The sequence below is a fragment of the Halobacillus litoralis genome (assembly GCF_009856415.1).
GTDB lineage: Bacteria > Bacillota > Bacilli > Bacillales > Halobacillaceae > Halobacillus > Halobacillus litoralis_C.
In genome coordinates, this window is record NZ_WMEZ01000009.1 from 66,091 (window position 1) to 91,123 (window position 25,033).

At 45.0% G+C, this 25,033-nt stretch carries 24 protein-coding genes and 1 riboswitch; of the genes, 12 read left to right on the forward strand and 12 right to left on the reverse strand.

The features are described from left to right. Nucleotides 1-65 precede the first annotated feature (65 nt). Together GLV98_RS17555 and GLV98_RS17560 are read right to left on the reverse strand one after the other, a co-directional pair. A complete protein-coding gene (locus GLV98_RS17555) occupies nucleotides 66-1,157 on the reverse strand; it encodes a nitric oxide synthase oxygenase (RefSeq protein ID WP_160917348.1) in 1,092 nt (363 codons plus the stop codon). 66 nt (nucleotides 1,158-1,223) lie between these two features. Beyond that, nucleotides 1,224-2,552, reverse strand: coding sequence for an FAD-dependent oxidoreductase (locus GLV98_RS17560; protein ID WP_160917349.1), 1,329 nt, complete (start codon nucleotides 2,550-2,552; stop codon nucleotides 1,224-1,226). Nucleotides 2,553-2,689: 137 nt separating this feature from the next. On the opposite strand from GLV98_RS17560, the gene GLV98_RS17565 reads away from it, so the two are divergent. After that, nucleotides 2,690-3,862 carry a pyridoxal phosphate-dependent aminotransferase gene (locus GLV98_RS17565; protein WP_160917350.1) on the forward strand — a complete coding sequence of 391 codons (1,173 nt, stop codon included), beginning with the start codon at nucleotides 2,690-2,692 and terminating at the stop codon, nucleotides 3,860-3,862. A 232-nt stretch (nucleotides 3,863-4,094) separates the two neighbouring features. Beyond that, a complete protein-coding gene (locus GLV98_RS17570; RefSeq protein ID WP_160917351.1) occupies nucleotides 4,095-4,298 on the forward strand; it encodes a hypothetical protein in 204 nt (67 codons plus the stop codon). A gap of 25 nt (nucleotides 4,299-4,323) precedes the next feature. Here the strand turns inward: GLV98_RS17570 and GLV98_RS17575 are convergent, their stop codons facing one another. Both GLV98_RS17575 and GLV98_RS17580 read right to left on the reverse strand, forming a co-directional pair. Further along, nucleotides 4,324-5,778, reverse strand: a complete 1,455-nt coding sequence (locus GLV98_RS17575; RefSeq protein ID WP_160917352.1) for an aldehyde dehydrogenase family protein — start codon at nucleotides 5,776-5,778, stop codon at nucleotides 4,324-4,326. A 67-nt stretch (nucleotides 5,779-5,845) separates the two neighbouring features. Next, entirely contained in the window at nucleotides 5,846-6,289 is a 444-nt protein-coding gene (locus GLV98_RS17580; protein ID WP_160917353.1) for a GNAT family N-acetyltransferase, read from the reverse strand. A gap of 247 nt (nucleotides 6,290-6,536) precedes the next feature. Here GLV98_RS17580 and GLV98_RS17585 point away from each other — a divergent pair, with 247 nt between their 5' ends. Both GLV98_RS17585 and GLV98_RS17590 read left to right on the forward strand, forming a co-directional pair. Beyond that, nucleotides 6,537-7,910, forward strand: coding sequence for a DUF2254 domain-containing protein (locus GLV98_RS17585; protein WP_160917354.1), 1,374 nt, complete (start codon nucleotides 6,537-6,539; stop codon nucleotides 7,908-7,910). A gap of 179 nt (nucleotides 7,911-8,089) precedes the next feature. Then, complete coding sequence (locus tag GLV98_RS17590; RefSeq protein WP_160917355.1) at nucleotides 8,090-8,974, forward strand: cation diffusion facilitator family transporter; 885 nt, start codon at nucleotides 8,090-8,092, stop codon at nucleotides 8,972-8,974. Between the two features lie 40 nt (nucleotides 8,975-9,014). Here GLV98_RS17590 and GLV98_RS17595 read toward each other — a convergent pair whose 3' ends face one another. Next, nucleotides 9,015-9,440 (reverse strand): pyridoxamine 5'-phosphate oxidase family protein, encoded by a 426-nt coding sequence (locus tag GLV98_RS17595; protein WP_160917356.1) that lies wholly within the window; start codon nucleotides 9,438-9,440, stop codon nucleotides 9,015-9,017. Between the two features lie 208 nt (nucleotides 9,441-9,648). On the opposite strand from GLV98_RS17595, the gene GLV98_RS17600 reads away from it, so the two are divergent. Then, a complete protein-coding gene (locus GLV98_RS17600; protein WP_160917357.1) occupies nucleotides 9,649-10,497 on the forward strand; it encodes an alpha/beta fold hydrolase in 849 nt (282 codons plus the stop codon). A gap of 110 nt (nucleotides 10,498-10,607) precedes the next feature. On the opposite strand, the gene GLV98_RS17605 is transcribed toward GLV98_RS17600, so the two are convergent. Further along, a complete protein-coding gene (locus GLV98_RS17605; RefSeq protein ID WP_160917401.1) occupies nucleotides 10,608-11,228 on the reverse strand; it encodes a class I SAM-dependent methyltransferase in 621 nt (206 codons plus the stop codon). A gap of 230 nt (nucleotides 11,229-11,458) precedes the next feature. Beyond that, nucleotides 11,459-11,632: riboswitch (cobalamin riboswitch) on the forward strand. A 165-nt stretch (nucleotides 11,633-11,797) separates the two neighbouring features. Here GLV98_RS17605 and GLV98_RS17610 point away from each other — a divergent pair. From GLV98_RS17610 to GLV98_RS17630, 5 genes are all read left to right on the forward strand, one after another. After that, entirely contained in the window at nucleotides 11,798-14,011 is a 2,214-nt protein-coding gene (locus GLV98_RS17610) for a ribonucleoside-diphosphate reductase subunit alpha (RefSeq protein ID WP_160917358.1), read from the forward strand. An 18-nt stretch (nucleotides 14,012-14,029) separates the two neighbouring features. Further along, nucleotides 14,030-15,070 carry a ribonucleotide-diphosphate reductase subunit beta gene (locus tag GLV98_RS17615; protein WP_160917359.1) on the forward strand — a complete coding sequence of 347 codons (1,041 nt, stop codon included), beginning with the start codon at nucleotides 14,030-14,032 and terminating at the stop codon, nucleotides 15,068-15,070. Nucleotides 15,071-15,283: 213 nt separating this feature from the next. Next, nucleotides 15,284-15,625, forward strand: coding sequence for a P-II family nitrogen regulator (locus GLV98_RS17620; RefSeq protein WP_089654735.1), 342 nt, complete (start codon nucleotides 15,284-15,286; stop codon nucleotides 15,623-15,625). A gap of 29 nt (nucleotides 15,626-15,654) precedes the next feature. Further along, entirely contained in the window at nucleotides 15,655-17,052 is a 1,398-nt protein-coding gene (locus GLV98_RS17625) for an ammonium transporter (protein ID WP_160917360.1), read from the forward strand. A gap of 215 nt (nucleotides 17,053-17,267) precedes the next feature. Continuing rightward, a complete protein-coding gene (locus tag GLV98_RS17630; RefSeq protein ID WP_160917361.1) occupies nucleotides 17,268-17,360 on the forward strand; it encodes a putative holin-like toxin in 93 nt (30 codons plus the stop codon). Between the two features lie 195 nt (nucleotides 17,361-17,555). On the opposite strand, the gene GLV98_RS17635 is transcribed toward GLV98_RS17630, so the two are convergent. After that, entirely contained in the window at nucleotides 17,556-18,509 is a 954-nt protein-coding gene (locus GLV98_RS17635; RefSeq protein WP_160917362.1) for a YndJ family transporter, read from the reverse strand. 181 nt (nucleotides 18,510-18,690) lie between these two features. Here GLV98_RS17635 and GLV98_RS17640 point away from each other — a divergent pair, with 181 nt between their 5' ends. Both GLV98_RS17640 and GLV98_RS17645 read left to right on the forward strand, forming a co-directional pair. Next, entirely contained in the window at nucleotides 18,691-19,257 is a 567-nt protein-coding gene (locus GLV98_RS17640; protein ID WP_202410121.1) for a sigma-70 family RNA polymerase sigma factor, read from the forward strand. Continuing rightward, the gene (locus tag GLV98_RS17645; protein WP_160917364.1) at nucleotides 19,250-19,897 is read left to right on the forward strand and encodes a hypothetical protein; all 648 of its coding nucleotides are present in this window, start codon (nucleotides 19,250-19,252) and stop codon (nucleotides 19,895-19,897) included. The genes GLV98_RS17640 and GLV98_RS17645 overlap by 8 nt, the downstream gene beginning before the upstream one ends. A gap of 100 nt (nucleotides 19,898-19,997) precedes the next feature. On the opposite strand, the gene GLV98_RS17650 is transcribed toward GLV98_RS17645, so the two are convergent. The 5 genes from GLV98_RS17650 to GLV98_RS17670 form a co-directional block, all read right to left on the reverse strand. Next, nucleotides 19,998-20,645, reverse strand: a complete 648-nt coding sequence (locus GLV98_RS17650) for a uracil-DNA glycosylase (protein WP_337193772.1) — start codon at nucleotides 20,643-20,645, stop codon at nucleotides 19,998-20,000. Between the two features lie 98 nt (nucleotides 20,646-20,743). Further along, nucleotides 20,744-21,730, reverse strand: a complete 987-nt coding sequence (locus GLV98_RS17655; protein ID WP_160917365.1) for a sodium:calcium antiporter — start codon at nucleotides 21,728-21,730, stop codon at nucleotides 20,744-20,746. A 149-nt stretch (nucleotides 21,731-21,879) separates the two neighbouring features. Continuing rightward, nucleotides 21,880-23,385 carry a phytoene desaturase family protein gene (locus GLV98_RS17660; protein WP_202410122.1) on the reverse strand — a complete coding sequence of 502 codons (1,506 nt, stop codon included), beginning with the start codon at nucleotides 23,383-23,385 and terminating at the stop codon, nucleotides 21,880-21,882. 17 nt (nucleotides 23,386-23,402) lie between these two features. Then, a complete protein-coding gene (locus GLV98_RS17665; RefSeq protein ID WP_160917367.1) occupies nucleotides 23,403-23,960 on the reverse strand; it encodes a methyltransferase family protein in 558 nt (185 codons plus the stop codon). 323 nt (nucleotides 23,961-24,283) lie between these two features. Next, nucleotides 24,284-24,505: a hypothetical protein gene (locus GLV98_RS17670; RefSeq protein ID WP_146818422.1), complete on the reverse strand. Its 222-nt coding sequence runs from the start codon at nucleotides 24,503-24,505 to the stop codon at nucleotides 24,284-24,286. Nucleotides 24,506-25,033: the final 528 nt, after the last annotated feature.

The window sequence follows — 25,033 nt, forward strand, 5'->3', positions numbered from 1 at the left end:
GTTTCTCTCAATATAAATTCAGTCGATACTACCCATAAATGAGACAATGAAAAAATCCTTCCGCATCATTCGGAAGGATTTTTTTCGTAGGCTGGAGGTTGATAGAAATAATTCGGTGTGTCCATCCGGTTTTCATAGGCCGAATGGAAGATGTGTGTTGTTGCTGGTGAAACAGGCGGAATGAGCCATGTCCAGTCACCCGTGACCTCACGGCCGCATGACTGTTCTTTTTTCTCGAACTGATGGAACTGTTGAGCAGCTGTATGATGGTCGACAAGGCTTACCCCATCGGATTGATAAGAAAACAGCACAGCCTGATTAAGCTCAATCAAAGCGCGGTCTTTCCACAAGGAAGAATTTCGTTTCGTATCAAGACCCATCGCTTCCGCTACAGTAGGCAAAAGGTTATAACGAAAGTCATCGGCGAGGTTACGGGCCCCGATTTCCGTTTCCATATAAAAACCGTTGAACGGGGCGGCAGTGTAATCCAGTCCACCGATTTCAAGGCGCATATCAGAAATTACCGGAACGGCGTACCATTGCATGCCTAAGTCTTCAAACCAAGCATATTCGGGATGACGAAGCGGTATTTCTAATACCTTGTCTGAAGGAATGTCAAACCACACGGGCTCCCGTCCATCCATTTGGACGACAAGAGGCAACACATCAAACGACGTACCTTCCCCTTTCCAGCCGAGCTTCTCGCATTCCTTCGTAAACGCTACAGAAGCCGGGTCTCCTGTCACGCTTCCGTTCTCTTCATAGCCGGCGTAACGAATCAACTGATGATTCCAAACCCGTATTTTCCCTTCTAAGGTCTTTGGTTTGAAAATGGTGATCGTCGAGCGGATGCGCCCCCCATTCGTTGCATAATCCAAGTGATCGAGAAGGGCATCGCGCATGCCCTCCTCTGTATCGATATGCCTGGCATCAAAAACCTTCAAGCTGTTCCAAAAAAGACGTCCGATGCAGCGGTTGCTGTTCCGCCAAGCGACCTTGGCGCCATATTCAAGTTCCTGGTAGGTGTGCGTATAGCTCCCCGTTTCACTGATTTCCTGCTCGATTTCTTTGAGCCTATCATCTGTACCCGAAAGCTGTTGCTCCTGATGGTATTGACGAACGAATGCTTCCGCCTTTTTATATAAATCTGTATTCACAGCATGAATCCTCCTGTATGGTGCTTCATTCCTATCCTACCATACATGATGAACTTCCTACACGATTCAGTCTGCTTTACGGGCTGCCTGCTGCACAGGGTCCCACACACTGTTATAAGGAGGTGCGTAGGCCAGGTCCAGGTCTTCCAATTCGTCGATCGTCATTTCATGGAATAGCGCAGTAGCCAAGACATCAATCCGTTTATCAGCTCCCTGACCTCCGATGATTTGTGCCCCGAGCAACTGACCGGTTTGCTCATGATATACGATTTTCAATGTCATCGGATTTTCCTTGGAATAATAGCCGGCGGCATGTGTCGATTCAATCGTGATTTTCTTAAATGGAATCCTTTCATTCTCTGCCTCCCGTTCAGAAAGACCGGTGCGGGCGAGCGTTAAATCAAAGAATTTCAAAATTGACGTGCCCACAATTCCTCGGAATGACCTTCTGTGATCAATCATGTTCAGTCCGGCAATTTGCCCTTGTTTGTTGGCATGCGTTCCTAAAGGAATATAATCATCCTTTTTCTTGATCCGGTGATACTGGGTGGCGCAATCCCCGGCAGCATAAATGTCCAGAATGCTTGTCTCCATGAAAGCATTCACGGCAATCGCATCGTTCATTCCTTTATACACGCCTGTATTCCTCATAAAGGACGTGTTCGGTGTCACTCCTACGGCGACAAGGACAAGGTCGGATTCATATTCTCCTTTATCTGTGATGACCGATTGAACATGCTGGTCCCCTCTAAATCCTTCAACCGATTCCCCAAGGTGTAGTTCCACGCCGTTCCGTTCGGCTTCTGCATGGACCAATTCCCCCATATCTTCATCGAAAATTTTCGCCAGTTGAGGTCCGCGGTCTATCAATCTTACTTCTTTTCCAATCGACACGAAGCTTTCGGCCATTTCAAGACCTATGTATCCGCCGCCGATGATGGTCACACGTTTCTTCTCCTTTGTGGTCGCTGCCATGATCTCCTTCATATCGGGAATGGTTTTTAATGAATAAATCCCTTCAAGCTCCCGTCCTTCCCATGGAGGAATGACCGGTGCTGCACCGGAAGCTACGAGGAGACGGTCATAAGACAACTCAAAACCCTGTCCCTCATGATCTTTTCCGTACACGACTTTATGGTCGCAATCCACTTCCGTCACCGTGTGATAGGTTCGGACATCAATGCCGTATTTTTCGCGAAACGTTTCAGGATCACGTGCGATGAGGTCTTCTGTAGACTCGACATCTCCGCTCAGTACATACGGAAGGCCGCATTGCCCATAAGATGTAATCCCTCCTTGTTCCAAAACGGTAATGGAATGCCCCTCACTATTCCTTACGATTTGCATGGCTGCACTCATACCGGCAGCATCTCCTCCGATAATAACAAAATCCATCCCAATCACTCCTTTTACGTACCTTCTATTCTCTTACTTCTTTGCCTATATGGTTCCCACTCAAACTTCTCTCATGTTAAACTAACGATATTATCTTTTTGTACGACTTTTCAAAAAAATCATTCGAGGTGAAGGACATGAAGCAATTCCAAACATCCAAAGCCATCCAGCGGCTTCCGGACCAATTTTTTGCAACGATGATCGATAAATTAAATCTATACAAGAATCGGGGATATGACACCTTGAACTTAGGGCAGGGAAACCCTGACCAACCGACCCCCTCCCACATTGTGGAGTCCCTACAGGAGGCCGCCGAGAATCCGAACTTCCATAAATATCCTCCCTTCCACGGATATGAATTCTTAAAGGAAGCCGTGGCTGAATTCTACAAGCGCGAATATGACGTGGACATTGATCCAGAAACAGAGGTCGCCATTATGCCTGGCAGCAAAACAGGGCTCGTTGAGCTTAGCCAATGCTTTCTTGATCCAGGGGATGTCGCGCTCGTTCCTGACCCTGGTTACCCGGATTACTGGTCCGGCATTGAAATGGTCGGTGCAGAAATGAAGTCCATGCCGCTTCGCGAAGAGAACGGCTTTTTGCCTGATTACAGAGAAATTGATAAAGAGAGCTGGGAAAAAGCAAAGCTCATGTTCTTGAACTACCCCAATAATCCGACTGGTGCTATGGCTGATGCGGACTTTTTTGTAGAAACCATCAAAGAGGCCGAAAAGAACGATGTCTGCGTTGTCCATGACTTCGCATATGGAGCCATCGGATTCGATGGAAACAAACCACTCAGCTTCATGCAATTCGAAGGCGCAAAAAACGTCGGTGTTGAAGTTTATACGATGTCGAAAACGTATAACATGGCCGGCTGGCGTGTCGCTTTTGCTGTCGGTAACCCAAGTGTCATCCATGCGCTTGAGGTCATCCAGGATCACTATTTCTGCAGTATTTTCGGCGGATTACAGAAAGCATCAGCGACCGCCTTATTAAGTTCACAACAATGTGTCACAGAACTTGCCGAAACTTATGAAAAAAGACGTGACCTTCTCGTCCATGGGTTAAAAGATGCGGGATATCATGTCGCCCCCTGCCAGGGTTCCTTTTTCGCATGGCTGCAAGTTCCTGAGGGCTATACTTCCCAAGGCTTTGCGGATGATTTATTGGAAGCGACAGGTTTGTTCGTTGCCCCAGGCATCGGCTTTGGCAAGCATGGAGAGGGCTATGTGCGCATCGGATTGAACAATTCTGAAGAGACATTGCAGGATGCGGTAAAACGATTTAAAGCATTTAAGCAGAAGTAAGATGAAGGACAGCACTTTCCAACCCGAAGGTGCTGTCTTTTATTTTCCCAATATAATAAGCGCTTCCATAAATCAGATCGTTGGCGCAACCGAATATCCACCTCTTTTTTTCTGTCGAAACGAGTCTGTTTGTTGGACAATTTTTATAAAAATAATGATTGAATACTTATTCAAAATGTATTTTAATTATTTTATACAAATATCCTACACGAACTATACAGGAGGGGTTCACATGTATGCGCTTGTTAGAAAAGATGATCGTTTATTAGAAGTCTTAAAAGACCCGATTGATCGTAGAGACCGGGTTTTCCCCAAAGAAGGAGAAGCTATGAAGTATGCGGAAAAATTGAATGGACATATACAATCCGGTCCGAAATGGGAAGTACAGGAATACTTATTGAGTGAAATTAAAAAAAGCAGGAGCTCCATTTCTTGAGCTCCTGCTTTTCCTGCCTCACATGTTAAAACGGAAATTCGCGATATCCGTTCATCACACCGATCCATTTGACAGTTGTGAATTTATCCAACGCCCATTCGCCACCGAAACGTCCGAGGCCGGATTCTTTTTCTCCACCAAAAGCGACGTGTGCTTCATCATTTACGGATTGATCATTCACATGGATCATTCCTGTCTCCACACGTTTGGCTACTTCCACACCACGGTGGACATCACGAGTGAATACAGAACCGCTCAATCCATACGGAGAACTATTCGCCGCTTTGATCGCTTCTTGTTCAGACGAAACTTTAATCACAGAAGCAACAGGGCCGAAGACTTCATTTTTCGCAATCGGCATATCGCTCGTTACCCCTGTTAAAACGGTCGGCTGCATGACACTGCCATCTGTCTCCCCACCTGTGAGAATTTCAGCGCCACGACCGACACTTTCTTTCACATCCTCCTGAATACGTTCAATGGCATCTTTGTTGATGAGAGGGCCGATGACGGTATCTTTCTCCGCCGGATCACCAGCTTTCAAGCTTTCAACCTTCTCTTTGAATTTTTCGATGAACGAATCATGGACATGTTCGTCAACGATGATCCTGTTCAGCGACATGCAAATCTGCCCCTGGTGCAGAAACTTTCCGAAAGCGGCCGCTTCCACTGCTTGATCGATATCGGCATCCTCAAGGACGATCATGGCATTGTTCCCGCCTAGCTCTAAAGCTGTCTCCTTAATATACTTCCCGGCGAGTTCACCAATATGACTGCCGACTTCCGTCGAACCTGTAAATGAAATCAGCTTTGCTGCCGGGTGTTTTACAAAGGCATCTCCGATTTCTGATCCTCGACCGACAACCACATTGATTACACCCTCAGGGAAACCTGCTTCTTCGAACAAATCGGCGATTAATAATCCTGACGTAACCGGTGCATCAGAAGCCGGCTTAACGACGACGGTATTCCCTGTCGCTACAGCAGGAGCGATGGACCTCATCGCTAGATGGAAAGGGAAATTCCATGGGCCGATGATGCCGATGACACCTTTCGGAGAGCGGTACACACGGTTTTCCTTTCCTGGTGTGTTGGATGGCAAAATCTGTCCGCTCATGCGTGTCGGAAAACTGGCCGATTCCCGGATGATGCCTACAGCCGCCTGAAATTCAACCTCCGCTTTGACGAGTGTGCTACCCGCTTCTTTCACGAGCCAATCGATAATTTCATCTTTCCTCTCATGGACGACTTTCAACAGCTGATCAAAAGACGCCTGCTTTTTAGCAGGGAGTGTCGTCATCCATGACTCCTGAGCATTTACTGCCGCCTCGTAGGCTTCGTTAAGATCATCTTCATTGGCAGAAGGGATCGAAGCAATCGTTTGCTGTGTATAAGGATTGACATTATCTACATATTTCTCACTGGAACCATTCTTCCACTGACCATTGATGTATTGTTTTGTAAATGTTTGCGGACTCATTTCAAGACCTCCATTCGGAAACTTTTCACAAAGCTATCATTCCCGGTTAGAGAGGAGTCGAAACGATTTAGACATCCATCAGCATATCCACGTGCGGAATTCCGTCTTCAAGGTAGACATCTGATACTTCTTTGAATCCAAAAGATCCGTAGAAATGGCGCAGGTGCTCCTGGCCATGCAGCCAGATGTTCATAACCTTATAATCTTCCTTCAGCACTTTAATTGCACGGTCCATCACCTGACGGGCATAGCCACACCCTCGATGTCCTTCTTTCACGAGCACGCGGCCGATACTGTGGTACGGCTCTCCGTTTTCTGGTGGTACGATCCGGCAGTAGGCCACCATCTCCTCGTCTATTTCCATCCAAATATGTAAACAAGCTTCGTCTCTACCATCAATTTCAGGGTAAGGACATTCCTGTTCTACGACAAATACATCGACCCTTGTCTGTAAAATATCATACAATTCCTGCTTCGAAAGTTCAGCGAACGTTTTATGTACCCACACCATGATGAATCCCCCTTTTCCATGATTATCTTTTCAATATACCTCACTCCTCCTGAACTGACAAAGGTTCGAGCTATAAATCTGAACGAAAGCACAACCTATGAAACCTTTTTTCTGAGGTAGCTCCTGCTGAATCTTACCTTTCTCCGAAATAAGAGTTTTTTTGTAGAAAAATACGATATTCTCGTTTTATCAATCCGGACAAGGGGGAAACTACGATTACAATTCTTAGTAGGAAAGGAGGAGCCCTATGTTCTTAAAGATGTTACCCGTCTCTTTACAGAAGTATATAAAAATGTCTAGACGGCAGCGTAAGCATGAAATGCAGATGACCTTATGGTACATGCCTTTTTATTATATTTTATTGTCCATATTTTTCGTTGTTGTCACCCTGTTATTGGATATCGTTTTTCAAATCGAACAATACACGTTTGAATTTTTCCGTATCAATGCAGAAATCACCCGAATGCTGGTCAGTACACTCATCGGTGGTATTCTGACACTGAGCGCTTTTACATTGAACTCCTTGCTCGTCGTTTTGACGACATTCAGTGGCCAGTTCTCACCAAGGATGCTCCTCAACTTTGTCGCAGACCGCAGGACCCAGCACGCCCTTGGGATATTCAATGGAAATTTTGTCTACGTCCTACTCGTCTTCCTATTTATCGGAAACACAAGGCATGAATTTTTCGTAGCTGTTCCGATTGTCACCATCTTCCTTGCCTTCACGTCTTCCGTTACATTCATTTACTTTATCAACCATGCGACAACTTGGATGCAAGTGCACAACATCACTGATACGATGAAACACTCATCCGAGAAAATCATCAACCAGACCCTAAGGAAAGACCTTGAACAGTACCGCACGGAAGAACCGGGAGACTTGATGGAAGCGAAACGCTCGAAAGCGCAACCCATCGGGGCCATTAAATCTGGATACATTCAACTCGTCGATTATAGGAAGATGATCGAGGAAGCAAGAAAAGATGACATCATCATTCAATTTCATGCCCAAGTAGGCGATTATATTTTGAAAAACAACAAGTTGATCAGCTACTGGGGGCCTGGGGCTGAAAACATTGATGAAGCAAAATATTGTAAGATGATCATTATTGATTACAAAGAAACAGAACTGCAGGACATCCAAATGGGGATGCACAAACTCGGTGAAATTGCGATTAAATCTCTCGGAAACAACGACCCGAAAACCGCAACCAACACCATCCACCAGATGGCCGAATTGATGCTCACCGTGGAGGATTACATTACATTCACTCCTTACTTGATGGACAACGATGAACAGGTCCGAGTGATTCTTCTTTCCGAATCCTTTGAGTCCTACATTTACCGAGGATTTGGCTTTATTCGGCACTACGCTCGTGACAATCACCTGATTATCACGGAGCTCGTTGATTCCATTGCGATGGTTGCCGAATCGATCGACAGCTCTAAGCACCAAATGCTGTGGGAATTCGCATGCAACACCATCGACCATATCGAAACAGAAGTCATCTACCAGTTGGACAAAACCTTCCTGTTGGAGGCACTGGAGAGATTATCAAAAGTGACAGGCAACAAGCTCGATTATTACTCCATCCACCGGAGGTTCTATCCGATCGATTAAAATCAAAGCATTGAGAAATGTACAGAAACCATGTTCTAATCATGAGCGACGAAAAATCTAATGGAGAGTCATAGTCATCCCAATGGAGGTAAAACCTAAAAGGATTGACAATACTCTTCATTTTTCATATGTTATATATATGAGCATATAATCATATATTAAAAGAGGAGGTGAGAACTATGGGACATCATCATCACCACCATCACATCGATTCAACGACTGGTAAAATCAAGACCGCCTTTTTCCTGAATTTCTTTTTTACCATTATCGAGTTGATCGGAGGATTACTAACCAATAGTATGGCGATTCTTTCCGACGCTTTACATGACCTCGGGGACTCTCTTTCTCTCGGTCTCGCCTGGTTTTTACAGAAGTTTTCCCGAAAAGAACAATCGGATCATTTTTCCTTCGGATATCGGCGCTTTTCTCTTTTAGCCGCCTTAATCAACAGCGTGGTCCTGATTGTCGGTTCCGTTTTCATTTTGACAGAGGCCGTACCTCGCCTCTTGAACCCCGAGCAGCCGAATGCGGGAGGAATGATCGCTCTTTCCATCTTAGGGATTCTTGTTAACGGTGCAGCCGTGTTCCGGCTTAAAGGCGGAGATTCTATGAACCAGAAGGTCATGACCTGGCACCTACTCGAAGATGTCCTTGGCTGGGTAGCCGTCCTTGGTGTCAGTATTGTGATGCTGTTTTTTGATGTGCCGATTTTGGATCCGATCGCTTCCATTGGGATTACCTTGTTCATCTTATATAATGTGGTGAAAAACCTCATCCAGACGATGCGTCTCTTTCTGGAAGGTGTACCATCAGGGGTTGACCTTGAGAGTCTTTCAAGAGAGATCAACGATTTGAGTGAGGTCCAGTCCACTCATCACACTCATCTCTGGTCCATGGATGGAGAAAATCATGCCTTTTCCACTCACATTGTTGTGCGTGCGGAAGCGACAAAGGAAGAGATATGCAAAGTGAAAGAGGAGGTCAAAGAAATTTTACACCCCATTTCACTCGAGCACATCACTTTGGAAATCGAATATGAGGACGAACCTTGTTCCCTTCAATAAAAAAAGTGGTCAGCTGTTAACAGCTGACCACTCTTTGCTATTACATATCAAGACGTTCAGGCGTTTCCTGTCCTTGATTCATATAGCGTATATTTTCCGGAAGAATTTCAAGAACCACATATTCCGGGTCATCCTTGCCATCAAACCAGCGATCCATATGATCATTCCATAATTTATCTTTGATCTCCTGGTCTTCTCGGATCTTTGCCTGGCCTTCAACTTCTAAATACGAATCCCCATAGCCTTCCCCTTCGTACCCGAGAAGAATATGGACATGCGGGTTCGCTTCGATTTCATCCGCTTTATGTGTTTCTCTGTTTGTCGGTGTGTAGAATGTGAATTCATCATCATTCCAAAACGTCATATAACGCGAATGGGGTTTATTATCCTTTACTGTGGCAAGCGTTCCAACTTTATGCTGCTCCATGACTTCGTGGATCTTCTTTTTCAATTCTTCTTGATTCAATGGAAAGCTCCTTTCCGTAATCCAATCGTTTTACAATTTCAGTTTTCCCCGAAAAATGGGAGATAAACCCTTCGATGCCCATTGACAGATCCGGGTATGCTAATGATATCTTCGACACATTGTCATTCTTTTTTCATAAATATACCAGGAAGTGACACGCGTTTCCCGTTACACTATTCATAGATCTGTTTTTCAGGAGGAAAACGTTATGCTATGGAAAAAATGGGCGCCGATCTTGATGGGCTCCCTTCTGATCGGCCTGCTCTTTTTTATGATCAACTCTAGACCCGGAAGTTCTGAACCCGTGGACCGCGAAGACCTTGTCCCCACCTTGTTCGTGCACGGCTTCAAAGGCGGACCGCGAAGCTTCGAAACTATGATGGACCGGATGCAAAACTTACAATGGGGACAGAAACATATGACCGTTTATGTATCCAGCCGTGGACATGTCACGATTCGAGGTGGCTTTGCAGAAACCCACAACCCATTCATCCAAGTATTGTTTGAAAACAATCGTGCCAGCATCTATAACCAGACCCATTGGCTTTCTGAAATCATGCGGCGGTTAAAAGCCGATTACAATATCCAACAGGTCAACCTGGTCGGCCACTCAATGGGAGGTCTCGCATCGGTCAATTACCTGCTGAGCGATCACCACTATTCTGTTCCTCGAGTAGAGAAACTGTCAGTCATTGCAAGTCCCTTTAAAGGCATTGAAAAAGAAAGCTACTTTGCATCCAACTACGGAGCCGCAACAACTGACCTGCGGCCGAATTCTGAAGCCTTAAAGCAGATGGTGCAAAACAAAGATCAGTTCCCGAATGATGTGGAAGTATTCGCTGTAGCTGGTGTCATCAACAGAGATGATCGTGAAGCCGAGCATTGGGACGGCCTTGTCCACGCCTCAAGCGTGAGTGGATTAGAAGAAATCGTACCCTTTGGGCAGTATGAGGAAAAGCGCCTCTACAACCCACTGGCCACACATTCCGGCTTACACGAACTAAAAGAAGTCGACCAATTACTGAAAGAATTCCTCTGGACCGAGGAAGGAGAATAATGAATGGACCTGGTCATACATTTATTTACATTTGTGTATTTATCAGGTGTACCAGGTCATACATTTATTCCCAAACAAAAAGCACCCCATACTGGGTGCTTTTTGTTTGGTTATTGTTTTTCAAAGATAAAGATCCACATGAAGGTTAAGGCTTGTTTTAATTCTTCGTCCAGTTCCGCGACATGATGGTCTTTTACTCCACGTTTGTACACTCCCTGCCCATCTACACAGGTCCAGCCAGTTTCTTCTGCCATTTTTTGAAGTTCCCATGGCATCATCGTATTACAAATGACTTCTTCTCCGTAAACCCTTCGGTAACTATTGATGCGTGGCATCGCTGTAGGCCCGAGTAGTCCGACACATAAGCGGCCTCCTGGTTTCAAGATACGTTTCATCTCTTCCAGGCCCTTGTACGGAACTTCCGTCCATTCCAATGAATTAATCGCCATCGCCGCGTCAAAAGATTCATCCTTAAAGGGCAGGTCTGTCAGATCTCCTTGAACAAATGAGATTCGCTCACCATTCACTCGTTCATTCGCGCGCGCGACCATGTCCTCTGACAAATCGAGTCCAGTAACATCAAAGCCCGCTTTGTAAAGCAGATACGACCCATAACCATCTCCGCATCCAAGATCAGCGACCTTTCCTTTCGTAATATGCTTGGTCAGAAAAGGGATGATTGTACATCTGCTCCCGTCGTCCCACATCTCCCGACTTTTTGAATTCCACATTTCTGCACGATCATTCCATTGCTTTTCCGCTTCCTTATGCCAATTAAATGTTTGTGCCACATCCTCATCCCTTTCAAATATATTTCCTACCCTCCATTATATCGGAACACAAAAGACATGATAGCCCTATTCTTGTCGAAGCTGGATAAAAAATAGTTGCATGATTCTTCCTTCAGCGTTATGATAGAAACACAATATAAGCTAATTAATATAAAAATAAACACTATATATAGTATCTACGAACAGAAGATGCCACAAGGCTTAATAGGGAATCCGGTTCAAATCCGGAGCTGCCCCCGCAACTGTCATCACTCGCGAAATGGACATTCCACTGTGCTTTGCACGGGAAGGACCAGAGTAAGATCGAGTGTCAGCCAGGAGACCTGTCTTCGTTCGTTGTAGTTTCAACTTCTTCGGGGATTGAGAAGATGAAGCGATGGAACGAAGGCTTCCTGTCTTCTCTTCGTTTCATGGTTTCATCCGCTCAATTTTCGTTGAGCGGATTTTTTTATTTTTCCGACCCTGATTATTCATGAACGTACACCTTCATTTTCAAGGAGTGATAAAGAATGGAAACCATAACAAAAAACACGTCCTGGCAAGAGAGAATTCAACAGTGGAAAGCAGACTTCCCTCATTTAAATTTAGAACAACTTATCGAAAAGTCCCCCAGCCTTAAGAATGACAAACACGCATTCATATTAGAGTGTCTGGCCGAGATCGATGAAACAAACCCAGATTGGACGTATGTAGCGAGTCGCATTCACCTGGAAGACATGTATGAAAAGTCCGCTCATAACCGATCCACACCCGGACCTTATGAGGATTTCTACGGACTGATGCAAACATTAATTGAAAAGAACATCTACAGCAGGAAGCTCCTTACATACTACACGAAGAAGGAAATAGGAGAATTAGAGGAATCTATCGTACCTGATCGCGATCAGCTCTTCACCTATATTGGTTTGAAGACGTTAAGCGACCGCTATCTTGCAAAAAGCAAAGCGAAGGAAATTTATGAACTTCCCCAGGAACGTTTCATGATCATTGCCATGGTGTTGATGGCGGAAGAAAAAGCATCCAAGCGCCTTCCCCTTGTCAAAGAAGCCTATTGGGCGCTGAGTCACCTGTATATGACAGTCGCTACCCCTACCCTCGCGAATGCAGGCAAACGATATGGACAGCTGAGCTCGTGTTTCATCGACACCATCGACGATTCCTTACAGTCCATCTATGACAGCAATACAGATATCGCCAACCTGAGTAAGCACGGAGGGGGAATCGGTGTTTACTTAGGTAAGATCAGAAGCCGCGGCAGCGACATCCGTGGATTCAAGGGCGTCTCGTCAGGAATCCTCCCATGGATGAAACAACTGAACAACACAGCGGTCAGCGTGGATCAACTGGGGCAGCGCCAGGGAGCAGTTGCTGTCTACTTAGATGTATGGCATAAAGACATCTTCCCTTTCCTGGACAGCCGGTTGAATAATGGAGACGAACGCCAGCGAACTCACGACCTTTTCACTGGGGTGTCCATTCCTGACCTGTTTATGGAGGCCGTAGAAGCCCGCGACGATTGGTACTTGTTCGACCCTCATGAAGTTCGCACCGTGATGGGCTACTCACTGGAAGACTCCTTTGATGAAACAAAGGGGGCTGGGTCCTTCCGAGAGAAATATGCCGCCTGTGTCGCCCATCCCGACCTTTCGAAAGAGAAAGTGCCGGCGATTGAAATTATGAAGCGCATCATGATTGGTCAGCTTGAAACAGGGACGCCGTATATGTTTTACAGGGATGAAGTCAACCGCATGAATCCAAACAACCACGCAGGTATGGTTTATTGCAGCAATCTTTGTACAGAAATCACCCAGAACCAGAAGCCGACCATCCAGGATGAACAATACGTGGAAGACGGTAAAATCATTTCTGTGAAGACACCTGGAGATTTTGTGGTCTGTAACCTTTCGAGCATTAACCTCGGTCGCGCCGTCACGCAGGGCGTCCTGAAGCGCTTGATTTCCATTCAAGTTCGTATGCTCGATAACGTCATCGACCGAAATACCATTCCCGTTTTACAAGCACAGCTCACGAACCAATCTTACCGTGGTGTTGGACTGGGCACTTTTGGATGGGCCCACCTTCTTGCCAAGAAGAAGATTGCCTGGGAATCCGAGGAAGCACTCAACTATACACAGGAAGTGTATGAAGCTGTTGCCTATCATGCTATTGAAGCAAGCGCTGATTTGGCTGCTGAAAAAGGGTGTTACCCTCTATTCGAAGGGTCAGACTGGCAGACAGGGGAATTTTTCATTAAACGAACGTTTGACCAAGAGGGCACATGGAACTGGAAAGCCTTGCAAGACAAGGTTTCCAAGAATGGAATGAGAAATGGATATTTGATGGCTGTAGCACCGAACTCAAGCACATCTCTCATCGCTGGAAGTACGGCCAGTATTGATCCGATTTTCAAAAAGTTTTATTCCGAAGAGAAGAAAGATTACAAGATTCCAGTCACCGCACCTGATTTAACCCATGAAACCTATGGGTATTATCCATCCGCCTACGATGTCGACCAACACGCATCCATCAGGCAAAACAGCATCAGGCAGAAATATATCGATCAATCCGTCTCATTTAACCTGTATGTACGGAATAACATCCAGGCGAAAGAGTTGTTGGATTTACATTTATCCGCATGGAAACACCGACTGAAAACGACCTACTATACGCGGTCAACATCCAGTCAGGGAGAATTTGACGAATGTGAAGTCTGTTCATCATAAAAAAGGAGGACGTCCACTATGACTGCATCGTTACAAAAAAGAAAACTCGTCGATTATGAAGCACCAAATGCCTCGACAGGCGTGATCAACGGTAAAAGTTCGAATATCTTAAATTGGGATGATACCCGCTATCCTTGGGCATACCCGATGTATAAAACCATGCTTGCAAATTTCTGGATACCCAATGAAATTAACATGAGCAACGACCTGAAGCAGTGGCCGGAGCTTTCAGAGCAAGAACAAACTGCATTCAAAAAGATTATCGGTCTGCTCGCTTTTTTGGATTCTATACAAACCGATTATTCAGGAAAAATCGCGGACTACTTAACCGACTCGAGTCTCTCTGCCTTAATGCAGGTGCTCGCCTTTCAGGAAGTCGTCCATAATCAATCTTACTCTTATGTTCTGTCCACACTCGTCGATCAAGGAGAACAGGAAAAGATATTTGATTACTGGAAACATGATGAAGTACTCAAAGAACGCAATACCTTTATTACCGATGGCTATCAATCATTCGCTGATGATCCTTCTGTGGACAGCTTCCTCAAGTCAATCGTGTATGATGTCGTTCTTGAGGGCCTCTTCTTCTATGCCGGTTTCGCCTTTTTCTATAATCTAGCGAGGAATCAGAAGATGGTCTCCACAAGTACGATGATCAACTATATCAACCGTGATGAGCAAATTCATATCAGCCTGTTCGGGCATATCTTTAACGAAACGTTACATGAAAACCCTGAGTTGGACCACGATTACTACCGGACGTTCGTGACTGAAACGTTCAAACAAGCGGCTGATCTCGAAATCAAATGGGCGAATCACCTGATCGGCAACCAATTCCCAGGGATCCCAATTCAAGATCTCGAAGACTATATCTGTTACATCGCCAACAAACGCTGCCGCCTCCTTGGTGCAGAAAAGCCGTTCCCATCCTACACAGAAAATCCATTAAAATGGATTCGGGCTTATCAGGAGGTCGATGAAGGAAAATCTGACTTCTTCGAACAAAAATCACGTCAGTACACCAAAGTATCCGAAACCAACGGCTTCGACGACCTTTAATGTAGGTATATACCAACTATTACCTGACCAGGTCATCCAGAATATGGATGACCTGGTCTTGCTTTTTATACAAGAAAGCGTTTTATGTCAACTTTTCTAACATAAAGCAGAAAAGTGTATTGATTTTTCAGAATATTTATTTTATAGTTAGATTTAATTACTCACTCATTGTGTCAGGAAACCTTACACAATGTAAAAAGGAGGACTATAGTCATGAAAAAAGTGGAGGCAATCATCCGACCTGAAGCATTCCAGGATTTAAGGCAGAGCCTTGATGAACTGGGTGTGAAAGGATTGACAGTGTCAGAAGTTGCCGGGTGTGGTCAACAAAAAGGTCAGGAAGGCATCTTCAGAGGCAGTCGGTTTGAAATCAAGCTCTATCCAAAGGTAAAAGTAGAAATGGTTGTGGAGAACAGTGAACTAGGATCAGTGATTGATGTCATCATTAACACTTGCGCTACCGATGAGGTAGGTGACGGGAAGATTTTCGTTTCTACGATTGATGAAGTGTTCCGCATCCGAACAGGAGAAACCGGCAAGCAAGCACTAATCTAATACTTTATTTCGAAAGGAAGAATTTATTTATGAGAAAAGTCGTTCCTTTGTTCTTATTTGCTCTCCTAGGATTCCCAGTCGTGGCAAGCGCTGAAACAGCGATTTCCGCAGAATCTATTTTGCAATCCGTCGATATGGTATGGGTCATGATTGCCGCTTTCTTAGTCTTCTTCATGCACGCAGGCTTCGCCATGGTCGAATCCGGGTTCACTCGCTCCAAAAATGCACTGAACATCCTGATGAAGAACTTTATGACGATGTCCATCGCAGCCGTTCTTTATTTTGTTGTCGGTTACGGCATTATGTTTGGTACCTCCGGCGGCGGGATCATCGGTATGGATGGTTTCCTCTTAAGCGGTCAAGAAGACCAAATTGGTTTCTTCGTGTTCCAAGCCGTATTCGCAGCTACGTGTGCAACAATCATTTCCGGTGCTGTCGCGGAACGTATGAAACTAGGCTCCTACCTTCTCCTTACTGTAGTTATGACAGGCTTCATTTACCCTGTCGTCGGTCACTGGGTTTGGGGTGGAGGGTGGCTTTCCGAGCTCGGATTTGTTGATTTTGCCGGTTCAACTGTCGTCCACTTAACAGGTGCACTTGGTGCCATCGTCACGGTCCTGTTCTTAGGGCCACGCCTCGGTAAATACAGTGGTAAAAAAGTAAATGTCATCCCCGGTCATAACATTCCTTTAGGCGCTCTTGGTGTCTTCATCCTTTGGTTCGGCTGGTTCGGATTTAACGGCGGAAGTACGCTGGCTGCCGATCCGTCTCTTGTTCCATCCGTTATCGCAACCACGCTTTTGTCTGCATCAGCAGGTATTATAAGCTCTGCCTTTTATTCTTACGCTAAGTTCACACGCATTGACGCTTCTCTTACGTTGAATGGCGCTCTCGCAGGTTTAGTAGGGATCACAGCAGGAACAGCCAATGTTTCCTTAGCTGGTGCTCTAGCCATCGGGTTGATCGCCGGTATTATATTAGTAGAAGCCGTTCAGTTTCTAGATCGAGTCGTACGAATTGATGATCCCGTCGGCGCTATCGCTGTTCACGGCATTTGCGGTATTTGGGGTACGATTGCGGTCGGTCTTTTCGCCGTTGAAGGTGGTCTCTTCTACGGTGGTGGCGCAAGCCTTCTAGGCATTCAGGCGATCGGAGTCCTATCTGTCATTGCATGGACGATGCTAACAACCGCAGCTGTTGTCTTCATCGTAAAAAGTACAGTCGGTATCCGCGTTTCAAGACAAGAGGAAATTTCCGGCCTCGACTTCTCTGAACATGGATCCCAGGCTTATGAAACAAGCCGCGGCATTTTCAACGAGAACCTCAATCCAAGTGTCGATGGCGATTTTGGTGTCGGGTTGCTCCACCGACTTGATAGCCTGAATACTGAAACAAAAACACCGAAAGAAACAAAAACAGCACAATAAAGTCTTCAGTGGATTCACCTTGGTCCCCCTATTAACCCAAGGTTAATCATATAAAAAACTCCGGCTCTCCTTAGAGATGAGCTGGAGTTTTTAGTTCCTTCTGTCTATTTTACGAACACACGTTCTTATTTTTCGCAAAATATGGTATCCTTGTAGATAGATACCGTTCTCTATTTGAAGAAAAAGACTGTGGTAGAAAGGGTGTGAGGCCATCGATGAGCACATATGAATCTCTTATGATTATGTTGGCGTTCGGAACGTTCATCATTACGCTCCTTGCGCTTATCATAAAAATGAATAAAAAATAGACCCCCACAAGAAGTGAAGGTCAAAACCATTCCAAGCGAACGGTATCTGGCGACAGTTGCAGCTGTCGCCGTTTCACTTTTATTATAGCATAAATCCATGATAACTGAAGAGGAAGCTTCCGCTATTCTCCAGCGTAGAATCCAGCAAAAATCGACAGGATGGGTCAAGTTCCACGTGAAACATTTTCCACCCCACTAATCATTATCTTGGATGACTCGTTGGGATTTATTTACACCCCGCCACGCAAAAACAACCAGCCACGAAAAGAGTAAGGCAGAAAAGAATCCATACGGTGGAATGGTCGCAAGCATCCCCACACTACTTAAACGACCGATACTCAATCCCTTCCACAACGCACTACCAACGATACTGAACCCCATCAGACTCGTCAAAATCAATGCCGTCTGTACCCACGGCTTAAACTCAACCGATAACCAAAACCACCAAAGGCACATCCAAACAAGCAAAAATGAAAAGGTGACCACAGAAAGAATGATGGCTTCCGTTCCATACAAGAGGCTGAAGAAACCAATGACTGGACTAATAAGAACCGTAATCACTAAAAAACGATAAGGACGATCAATTTGATTTTTCGGCTTTATTGCCATCTCTTTTCGATATCGACCAAAGAACCCGGTAATCACCGCTAACAAAAAGACGACCCCATGAAAAAACAAAGCTAAAACCAGCCATTCCCTTATCGATAACCCACCAAAATTTTTTATAGGGATACGGGAGAAGAAGAGGAAAAGACCAGCGAAGGCTAAATATAGAAAGCCGGCATCAATGCTCAACTCTTCCACCCTCGCCCCTTCACGCGACCGAAAACGCCAGATCCCTCCAACTGCTACAGACAATGTATAAATAAACCAAATCAAACCCCAAGCTGCCGCTTCCCACCCTCCCTGCATGGATAAAGAAAGGGCACCTGATATGGAAAAGGGAAGCAAACATACAAGACACTGCCACAACCAATGATCCGCTCGATTTTCCCGGGAATCTTTAACGGATTCTTCAAGTAAAAGGGGAACAAGGACTAATAAACTGAAACCTATTGAAAATTCCAGCCACTCAATAGAAAAGGAGAATTTCCATATCAACCACAAGAAAAACCCTACAACAGCAAGCCAACGTCCAGGTCTTTGCATTCCATACGCCTCCGATATTCATAGAGGATCGAGGAATTTTTCATCCACCCACGACCCTCCCTCTTTTTTTAAAAAGGAAAACGGTGAAATCTATCGAATACATAGATAAAGTCATAAGAAATCAAGCCAAACAAAAACTTATTCTCGGGGAGTGTCGTCTAAACAGATGAGGTGGGAAAAATTGATACGCAACCAACGCTCACAATCTACATATGAACCCGATGAACATGGTGAGGAACGGCTGGAAGAATGGATTCAAGAATACGGCCATGATTTAAAATGGCTCGCTTATTCGTATGTAAAAGATTATGCGATTGCCGAAGATATTACTCAAGAAACATTTATTAAAGCATACCAGAAATATGCCAGTTTCAAAAAAGAATCAACCATAAAAACATGGTTGTACAAAATTACTATCAACTTGTGTAAGGATCACTTAAAAAGTTCGTACATGAAAAGAGTGGTCAAAAAAGGAACGGAGCTATTCCGATCCATCCCTTCAACAAAGGAGACTCCGGAAGAATTTGTGCTACAGCAGGATGAGGATGAAACCCTGCTGGCTCATGTGCTGAAGCTTGAAGATAAATACAGAGAAATCATCATTTTATATTACTTTGAAGAGTTCGACATCAATGAATTGGCGAACGTGCTGAATACAAGTCCGAATACAATAAAGACTCGGTTAAGGCGCGCACGCCAACTACTGCAAGAACGGTTAACATCGGAAGGGAGTTCCCAGAGTGAGTGATTTGATTGATCGCAAATTAAAAAAACTAGACCAGAACGTGAAATATGATCAAGTTCCCTTTGATGAACGTCACATGAAAAAAATGGTTCTGCAATCTTCTAAAAAAAAGCCGCCTAAACAACCGCACGTGGGCATGAAGACTCTCCTCATTCCCACGGCAACCATTCTCCTGTTTACAGGTTGGCAACTTTCTCAAAACCAACAACCACCGCACACAGCCAGTTTACTGATGACCAAAGACGCTATTCCCGAGCTGAAGACAGCAGCTGTAGAACCACCCTCTACATTTGTGAAAGCCGATAACTCACAAAAACAGAAGACCTCGATGATGGTCAGGGAAACGTACGTCATTCATGAGGATGAGCAGTTTTTCCAAACGGCTAAGAGGGTCACACCCAAGGAGCTCGGAGAAGTCATCGGAACCATCAACCACAAAAACCCCGGCGAGGAGTCTGACGCATTAGAGAGCGTGACCGCTTTTCTCCCTGAAACGAAAATTTACAGAATCAAAGGAGAAGAAGATGAAAACCGAATTGCTATCCGTAGCTGGAGAAGCACAGGCCTAGGGTCTGCAACGGCCAGTACACAAGGCTACTTTATCTTTGAAAAAGTACAGATAAACCATAAGAACGATAGTTGATCCCTTTATTTTTCCCACAGAGATGGAGAGCCACCGCTTTGGGTGGCTCTCTTCTTAACAGAAACTCACACTCACCCACAGAATAAAGGAAAAAGAGGAATCAATCCCCTTCACGCTCCAGGTATTCTTTCAAGTGATCAAGAGACCGATAGATATCTTCCTTGATTTTCGGATTATAAAAGACGGCCGCCGGATGATAGAGGGGAACGATGGTATATTTTTCTTCAGTCTCTACATACCCACCTCTCTCTTCCCTCTGCACAGGGGTGTGGATGGCTTTACCGACGACATCACTGATTTTTCCCTTGTCACCGGTCAGCCGCTCATACGCCACTCCCCCAAGAGCGATAATGAGGCTGGGTTTCATTTGTTCAATTTGGTAATCAAGCAGCTTGGCATGAGCATAAATTTCTTTTTGGTTTGGTTTGCGGTTGGCTTTCCGCTTGCCTCCCATCCCCTTCTTGTTCGTCTTCACCCATTTGTAGGGCCGACTCCTTACAACACTCGTAATGTAAACATCTTCTCTAGACAAACCGAGATAGTCGAGCTGCTTGTCCAGCTCATCGCCCGCCCTTCCAATAAAGGGCTCCCCTTTAACCGCTTCATTTTCACCAGGGGCTTCTCCGACAATCATGATCTCACCACGATCGTCCCCTTTGCCAAGAACGAACCCCTCTACGTCATAAGGTTCCATCCTCTTTTTCGCTTCATTTACTAAACGTTCCGGCCATTCCATCGGATCTCCCACCTTTTACTCCTTATCTTCCCTTCTATGCCAGGCGTGTCTGGGTTCAAAAATTCCCGGTTAGTAACCAACTCCACTTTTTTCCGAGGAGAGATCTCACATCATTTCATTTGAAACGCCAGATACGTCGTGACAAAATAACTCACAATAATCAAGAAGGAAGGAATCAAGTAATTCCACGCACGAACATTTTTACGAGTAATGCTGTAGATGATTAATAGAATGAACAAAATCGACGTCACCCCTGTGATCATGTTTGCAGGTGACGATTCCTGTAAAAGGTTCCCTTTAAAATAGATAAAGTCGGTAATCGCAAGAATCATCAAGTTGAAGGCATTGCTCCCGAGCAACGAGCTGATTCCGAGATTGAAATTCCTGAGTTTGAGTGCCGTCCCTACACTGACAGCATCAGGTAATGACGTACTAATGGCAACTAAGAAGGCACCGATAAAGGACGCACCAATCCCCGTTATGACAGATATCCGTTCAGCCGTAATGGTCAAAACGCTGCCAATAACCATGATTAGAAAAGCATATAAAATAAAGCGCCAAAGCACCTGCTTGTATGAATATTCCTTGTATCGTTCATTTTGTCGTTTCACTTTTCTCCCCTTGTATTCTGTCCGGTCATTGATGAACTTGGAACCAATAAAGTAGAGGAGCACAATAACGATCGACGTATAACTGATGTGGAAAATATGGGTAGGAAGGGTCAAACTCAAACCGGCCATGACGATAAGCGTCATCAAAATCACAAGCCAGCCGTACAACTTACTTTCCACCGTTGCATGCGTCAATATTTGATAGCGCCGATAAACAATGTCAAAAATCGCAAGGCCCATGATGTTAAACAGATTGCTTCCAATCAAGTTTCCAACAGCCAAGTCAGGACTGTCGATAACAATCGCCGTAACACTTGAGGTTAATTCAGGAAGCGAGATGGCTATACCAATGATCGCTCCCATGAAAGCAGAAGATGCTCTCGTTTTCTCTTTCACCGCATCCCCAAAAATCGCAAGCCTTGAGGCTATGAAAAAGGTTAAGATTCCTGAAATAAAAAACAGAGCAAAAATCATCCAGTCGCTCATAAAAAAACTCCTTCAACTCAACTTCAGTATGGCATTTTTCAACCATTCCCTTCCCTCTGCACCGGTAAACAGTAAATGAATGGAACGCAAAATAAATTCCCACTCCTCATAACAAAAGCTCAGTGCCTCGACGGCGCTGAGCTTTTGTTTTACTGGTGAACAGGTTCTGTTTCTCTCTCTTTTATCAAGTCGGCCGTCAGCTGTCCCGACAATGTGACCATCGGTACACCTCCACCCGGGTGAGTAGAGCCACCGACAAAATAGAGTCCATCATAAATTTGACTCTTCGAAGGTATCTTAAACCCACCATTGGACTTACGGTCAGCCGCGATACCATAGATAGATCCACCATTAGGACCATACAACGCTTCTAGATCTTCAGGAGTAAAACGATACTCAAACTCGATCGACTCGCGCAACCCTTCCATACCCATACGCTCTAACTTATCCAACACCGTTTCACGATAAGCATCCCAGTCAATTGGCTTACGCTTTTTATTTTCAAGCGGCGGAACGTGCGTAAGTACAAAAAGATTATCTTTCCCTTCAGGCGCTTGTGTTTCATCAGACCTTGCCGAAATTCCGATATAAATGGTCGGGTCATCCGCCGGCTTCCCTTCTTCAAAGATCTGTTTGAATTCTTTTTCCGGATCTTCAGAGAAAAGGAAGTTATGATGCTTCAAATTCTCAAATTTGCGATCCGTCCCAAGTAACAGCACAAGTCCTGATACAGTAGGATCGAATTTTTTCTCGAGTGCTTTCGTTTCTTTCTTCACTTTGGATGTTTGCGGGGCAAGCTTCCTGTATGCCGGAATGACCTCAAGGTTGGACACAACTACATCCGCTTCGTGAACCGTTCCCTCAGCCGTCTCTACACCGATGACACGATCACCATCAACGACAAAGCGCTGGACCGGAGTATTCAATTCCACATCGATCCGCAGTTCTTCCATAAGACGCCCCATACCCTCAGCAATTTTATACATGCCGCCTTTAACATAATGGATGCCAAGTCCGAGCTGAACATAGACAAGCTGATTCAGAATAGCCGGTGTAGCATAAGGATTGGAGCCTACATACATTACAAAATAATTGAACAGCTGTTCCAAATATTTATTATCAAAGTGCTTGTGTGTCGCTTTCGCTACCGTATTCATCGGATCCATCTGGAATAATTCACTTAATTTATGATGCTTCTTCAGATCTTTCAAGTCTTCGATACTATATTTATAAAAACTCTTCATACAGAGCTCGTACATATCCTGACTGTAGGACAAAAAGTCTGTCAGCTTTCGGTTCGGCCGTTCCGTTACCTTAGCCATCTCTTCCAGCATATTAGGCAGGTCGCTTGTTACATCAAGTTGTGTACCATCTTCAAAAAATGTACGCCATTGCGGCTCGACACGTTCTACAGTAATGTAGTCCTCAAGACGACGGTGCACACTTTCAAAAAGCTGCTCCAGAACCCATGGCATCGTCAATATGGATGGTCCAGTATCAAACGTGAACCCTTTCCCTTCCCTGCGGTTCAGTTTTCCGCCAATGTTACTGTTCTTTTCAATGATTTTCACATCATACCCATCTGCCGATAACCGAATTGCCGCTGACATCCCACCTAAACCTGCTCCCACTACAACCGCTGTTTTCTTTTTCAAACCATCCACCTCCAAAATTAATAGACAAAAGGAATCAGCCGGTACCTCGAGCGGCACCATTCTCTGTATCGGTCCCCATGCTGCTTCACGAGCATCGCTTCTTCGAGCTTAATTCTATGTAGTAATGCGATCGCCATGAAAATTCCACAAATGAGGGCGGCGTACAGGTTGCCGAGTCCTGAACAAAACCCGATAATGATAAATAAAAGCCCTGTATAAAGAGGGTGTCTGAGCAGACGATAAGGACCACTACTTACAAGGCGGTCTCCTTCTTGAACTGAGACATTGCGCGTAAATTGATCTTTCAGGTGGAGAATCCCCCAATATCTCAGGCCTACTCCAATGGCATATACCATCAACCCCATCCACCAGATTCCTCGATGATGAATAATCCCGATGTCCCATTCCTGCATAAAGAGAGAAAATACGAGCGTCACGACCACGGCCGCGAGGATCAGCAGAAAAGAGCGACGTTCATGAGAACCGCTTTCTCCCGACCGATCATTTCTAAAGATTAAAAATTCCGCCAGCCAAATAGCCGTCACTACTAAAAACAATCCATCAAACAGGGTCATGGAACACCCATCCTCTCTGGATACTATCTTCCATTGTTCCCTTTACAACCTGCAGATAAACCGCAGCCACCCACTCACCTTCAAACATTTCACTCTCTTCTCTTCCTCGCATAATTGTTCCGTTTCCATTACAATAGCAACAATAATCAAGAAAGGGGTTAAAGGAGATGGACATATTTTATAGTGTTTTTATCATTTCCGCGGTCATCGCCACTTTTTTCGTGATCTTTAAAAAAATAACGAAGGCCACCTATTGGACCATGGCGATTATAGGGGTTTTATACATAACCATTCTCTTATACAGTTTTTTTCTATGATTCCCGTTAAAGGTTCTTGTTTTGTTTATTGATGGCTTCACGGATATGATAGAGTTCCGCGTACATGGCCGTCGCATACACACTTATGATACTCAAGAACATTGAAAGGACAAAAACAGAACCATCAAGACCGAATCCGAGAACGGAAGAAAAACCGATGATGGCACCGATAATGACACCGATTCCTGTAAGGAAAATTATTTTTTGTAACGTCACTGAATAAAACATCGTATCACCTCTTCCAAGTTATCTATCTGTTACTATACCCATCAGAGACCTTGGATACACGTCACCCTCTCTCTCATTCTTCCTTACTTATATTCCGCTTTCCCACCCAAAACCCTTTGTGTCCCAACAACAAATCCAGAAGCTTCCCATAAAAAAAGTCCGGCTGCATGAATCACACAGCCAGACACATTATAATCCCAACTTCCACAAACACTCCCGATTTTGGAAGACTCAGTTTCGAGATACTTTTAGGGTTCGTTGCCGTGTGGGCATCAGGGGTGGCTGGGAAGCTACTCGCTTTCCTGTGGGGATGACGGCAAGCCTCCTCGAGCTTCGCTCTGTGGGGTCTCGCCAGCCAATCCATTCCCACGGGAGTCTCGCAGCTTCCCAACCACCCCATTCGATGTATGTGAGAAACGAACTCCTATACCAAGATGGGGAACGTCTTCCACCCCAACCCAAAAACATACATAAAGTGCTCTGTCAGGCCTTTCACGCTGAGAATCACCACTGGAGACAACTTTATAT

What these genes read in the sequence shown, in the direction of transcription:
- GLV98_RS17560 (WP_160917349.1), bottom strand. Translation starts at nt 2,552, where the DNA reads ATGGATTTTGTTATTATCGGAGGAGATGCTGCCGGTATGAGTGCAGCC.
- GLV98_RS17565 (WP_160917350.1), top strand. Translation starts at nt 2,690, where the DNA reads ATGAAGCAATTCCAAACATCCAAAGCCATCCAGCGGCTTCCGGACCAA.
- GLV98_RS17570 (WP_160917351.1), top strand. Translation starts at nt 4,095, where the DNA reads ATGTATGCGCTTGTTAGAAAAGATGATCGTTTATTAGAAGTCTTAAAA.
- GLV98_RS17575 (WP_160917352.1), bottom strand. Translation starts at nt 5,778, where the DNA reads ATGAGTCCGCAAACATTTACAAAACAATACATCAATGGTCAGTGGAAG.
- GLV98_RS17580 (WP_160917353.1), bottom strand. Translation starts at nt 6,289, where the DNA reads ATGGTGTGGGTACATAAAACGTTCGCTGAACTTTCGAAGCAGGAATTG.
- GLV98_RS17585 (WP_160917354.1), top strand. Translation starts at nt 6,537, where the DNA reads ATGTTCTTAAAGATGTTACCCGTCTCTTTACAGAAGTATATAAAAATG.
- GLV98_RS17590 (WP_160917355.1), top strand. Translation starts at nt 8,090, where the DNA reads ATGGGACATCATCATCACCACCATCACATCGATTCAACGACTGGTAAA.
- GLV98_RS17600 (WP_160917357.1), top strand. Translation starts at nt 9,649, where the DNA reads ATGCTATGGAAAAAATGGGCGCCGATCTTGATGGGCTCCCTTCTGATC.
- GLV98_RS17605 (WP_160917401.1), bottom strand. Translation starts at nt 11,228, where the DNA reads ATGTGGAATTCAAAAAGTCGGGAGATGTGGGACGACGGGAGCAGATGT.
- GLV98_RS17610 (WP_160917358.1), top strand. Translation starts at nt 11,798, where the DNA reads ATGGAAACCATAACAAAAAACACGTCCTGGCAAGAGAGAATTCAACAG.
- GLV98_RS17615 (WP_160917359.1), top strand. Translation starts at nt 14,030, where the DNA reads ATGACTGCATCGTTACAAAAAAGAAAACTCGTCGATTATGAAGCACCA.
- GLV98_RS17620 (WP_089654735.1), top strand. Translation starts at nt 15,284, where the DNA reads ATGAAAAAAGTGGAGGCAATCATCCGACCTGAAGCATTCCAGGATTTA.
- GLV98_RS17625 (WP_160917360.1), top strand. Translation starts at nt 15,655, where the DNA reads ATGAGAAAAGTCGTTCCTTTGTTCTTATTTGCTCTCCTAGGATTCCCA.
- GLV98_RS17630 (WP_160917361.1), top strand. Translation starts at nt 17,268, where the DNA reads ATGAGCACATATGAATCTCTTATGATTATGTTGGCGTTCGGAACGTTC.
- GLV98_RS17635 (WP_160917362.1), bottom strand. Translation starts at nt 18,509, where the DNA reads ATGCAAAGACCTGGACGTTGGCTTGCTGTTGTAGGGTTTTTCTTGTGG.
- GLV98_RS17655 (WP_160917365.1), bottom strand. Translation starts at nt 21,730, where the DNA reads ATGAGCGACTGGATGATTTTTGCTCTGTTTTTTATTTCAGGAATCTTA.
- GLV98_RS17665 (WP_160917367.1), bottom strand. Translation starts at nt 23,960, where the DNA reads ATGACCCTGTTTGATGGATTGTTTTTAGTAGTGACGGCTATTTGGCTG.
- GLV98_RS17670 (WP_146818422.1), bottom strand. Translation starts at nt 24,505, where the DNA reads ATGTTTTATTCAGTGACGTTACAAAAAATAATTTTCCTTACAGGAATC.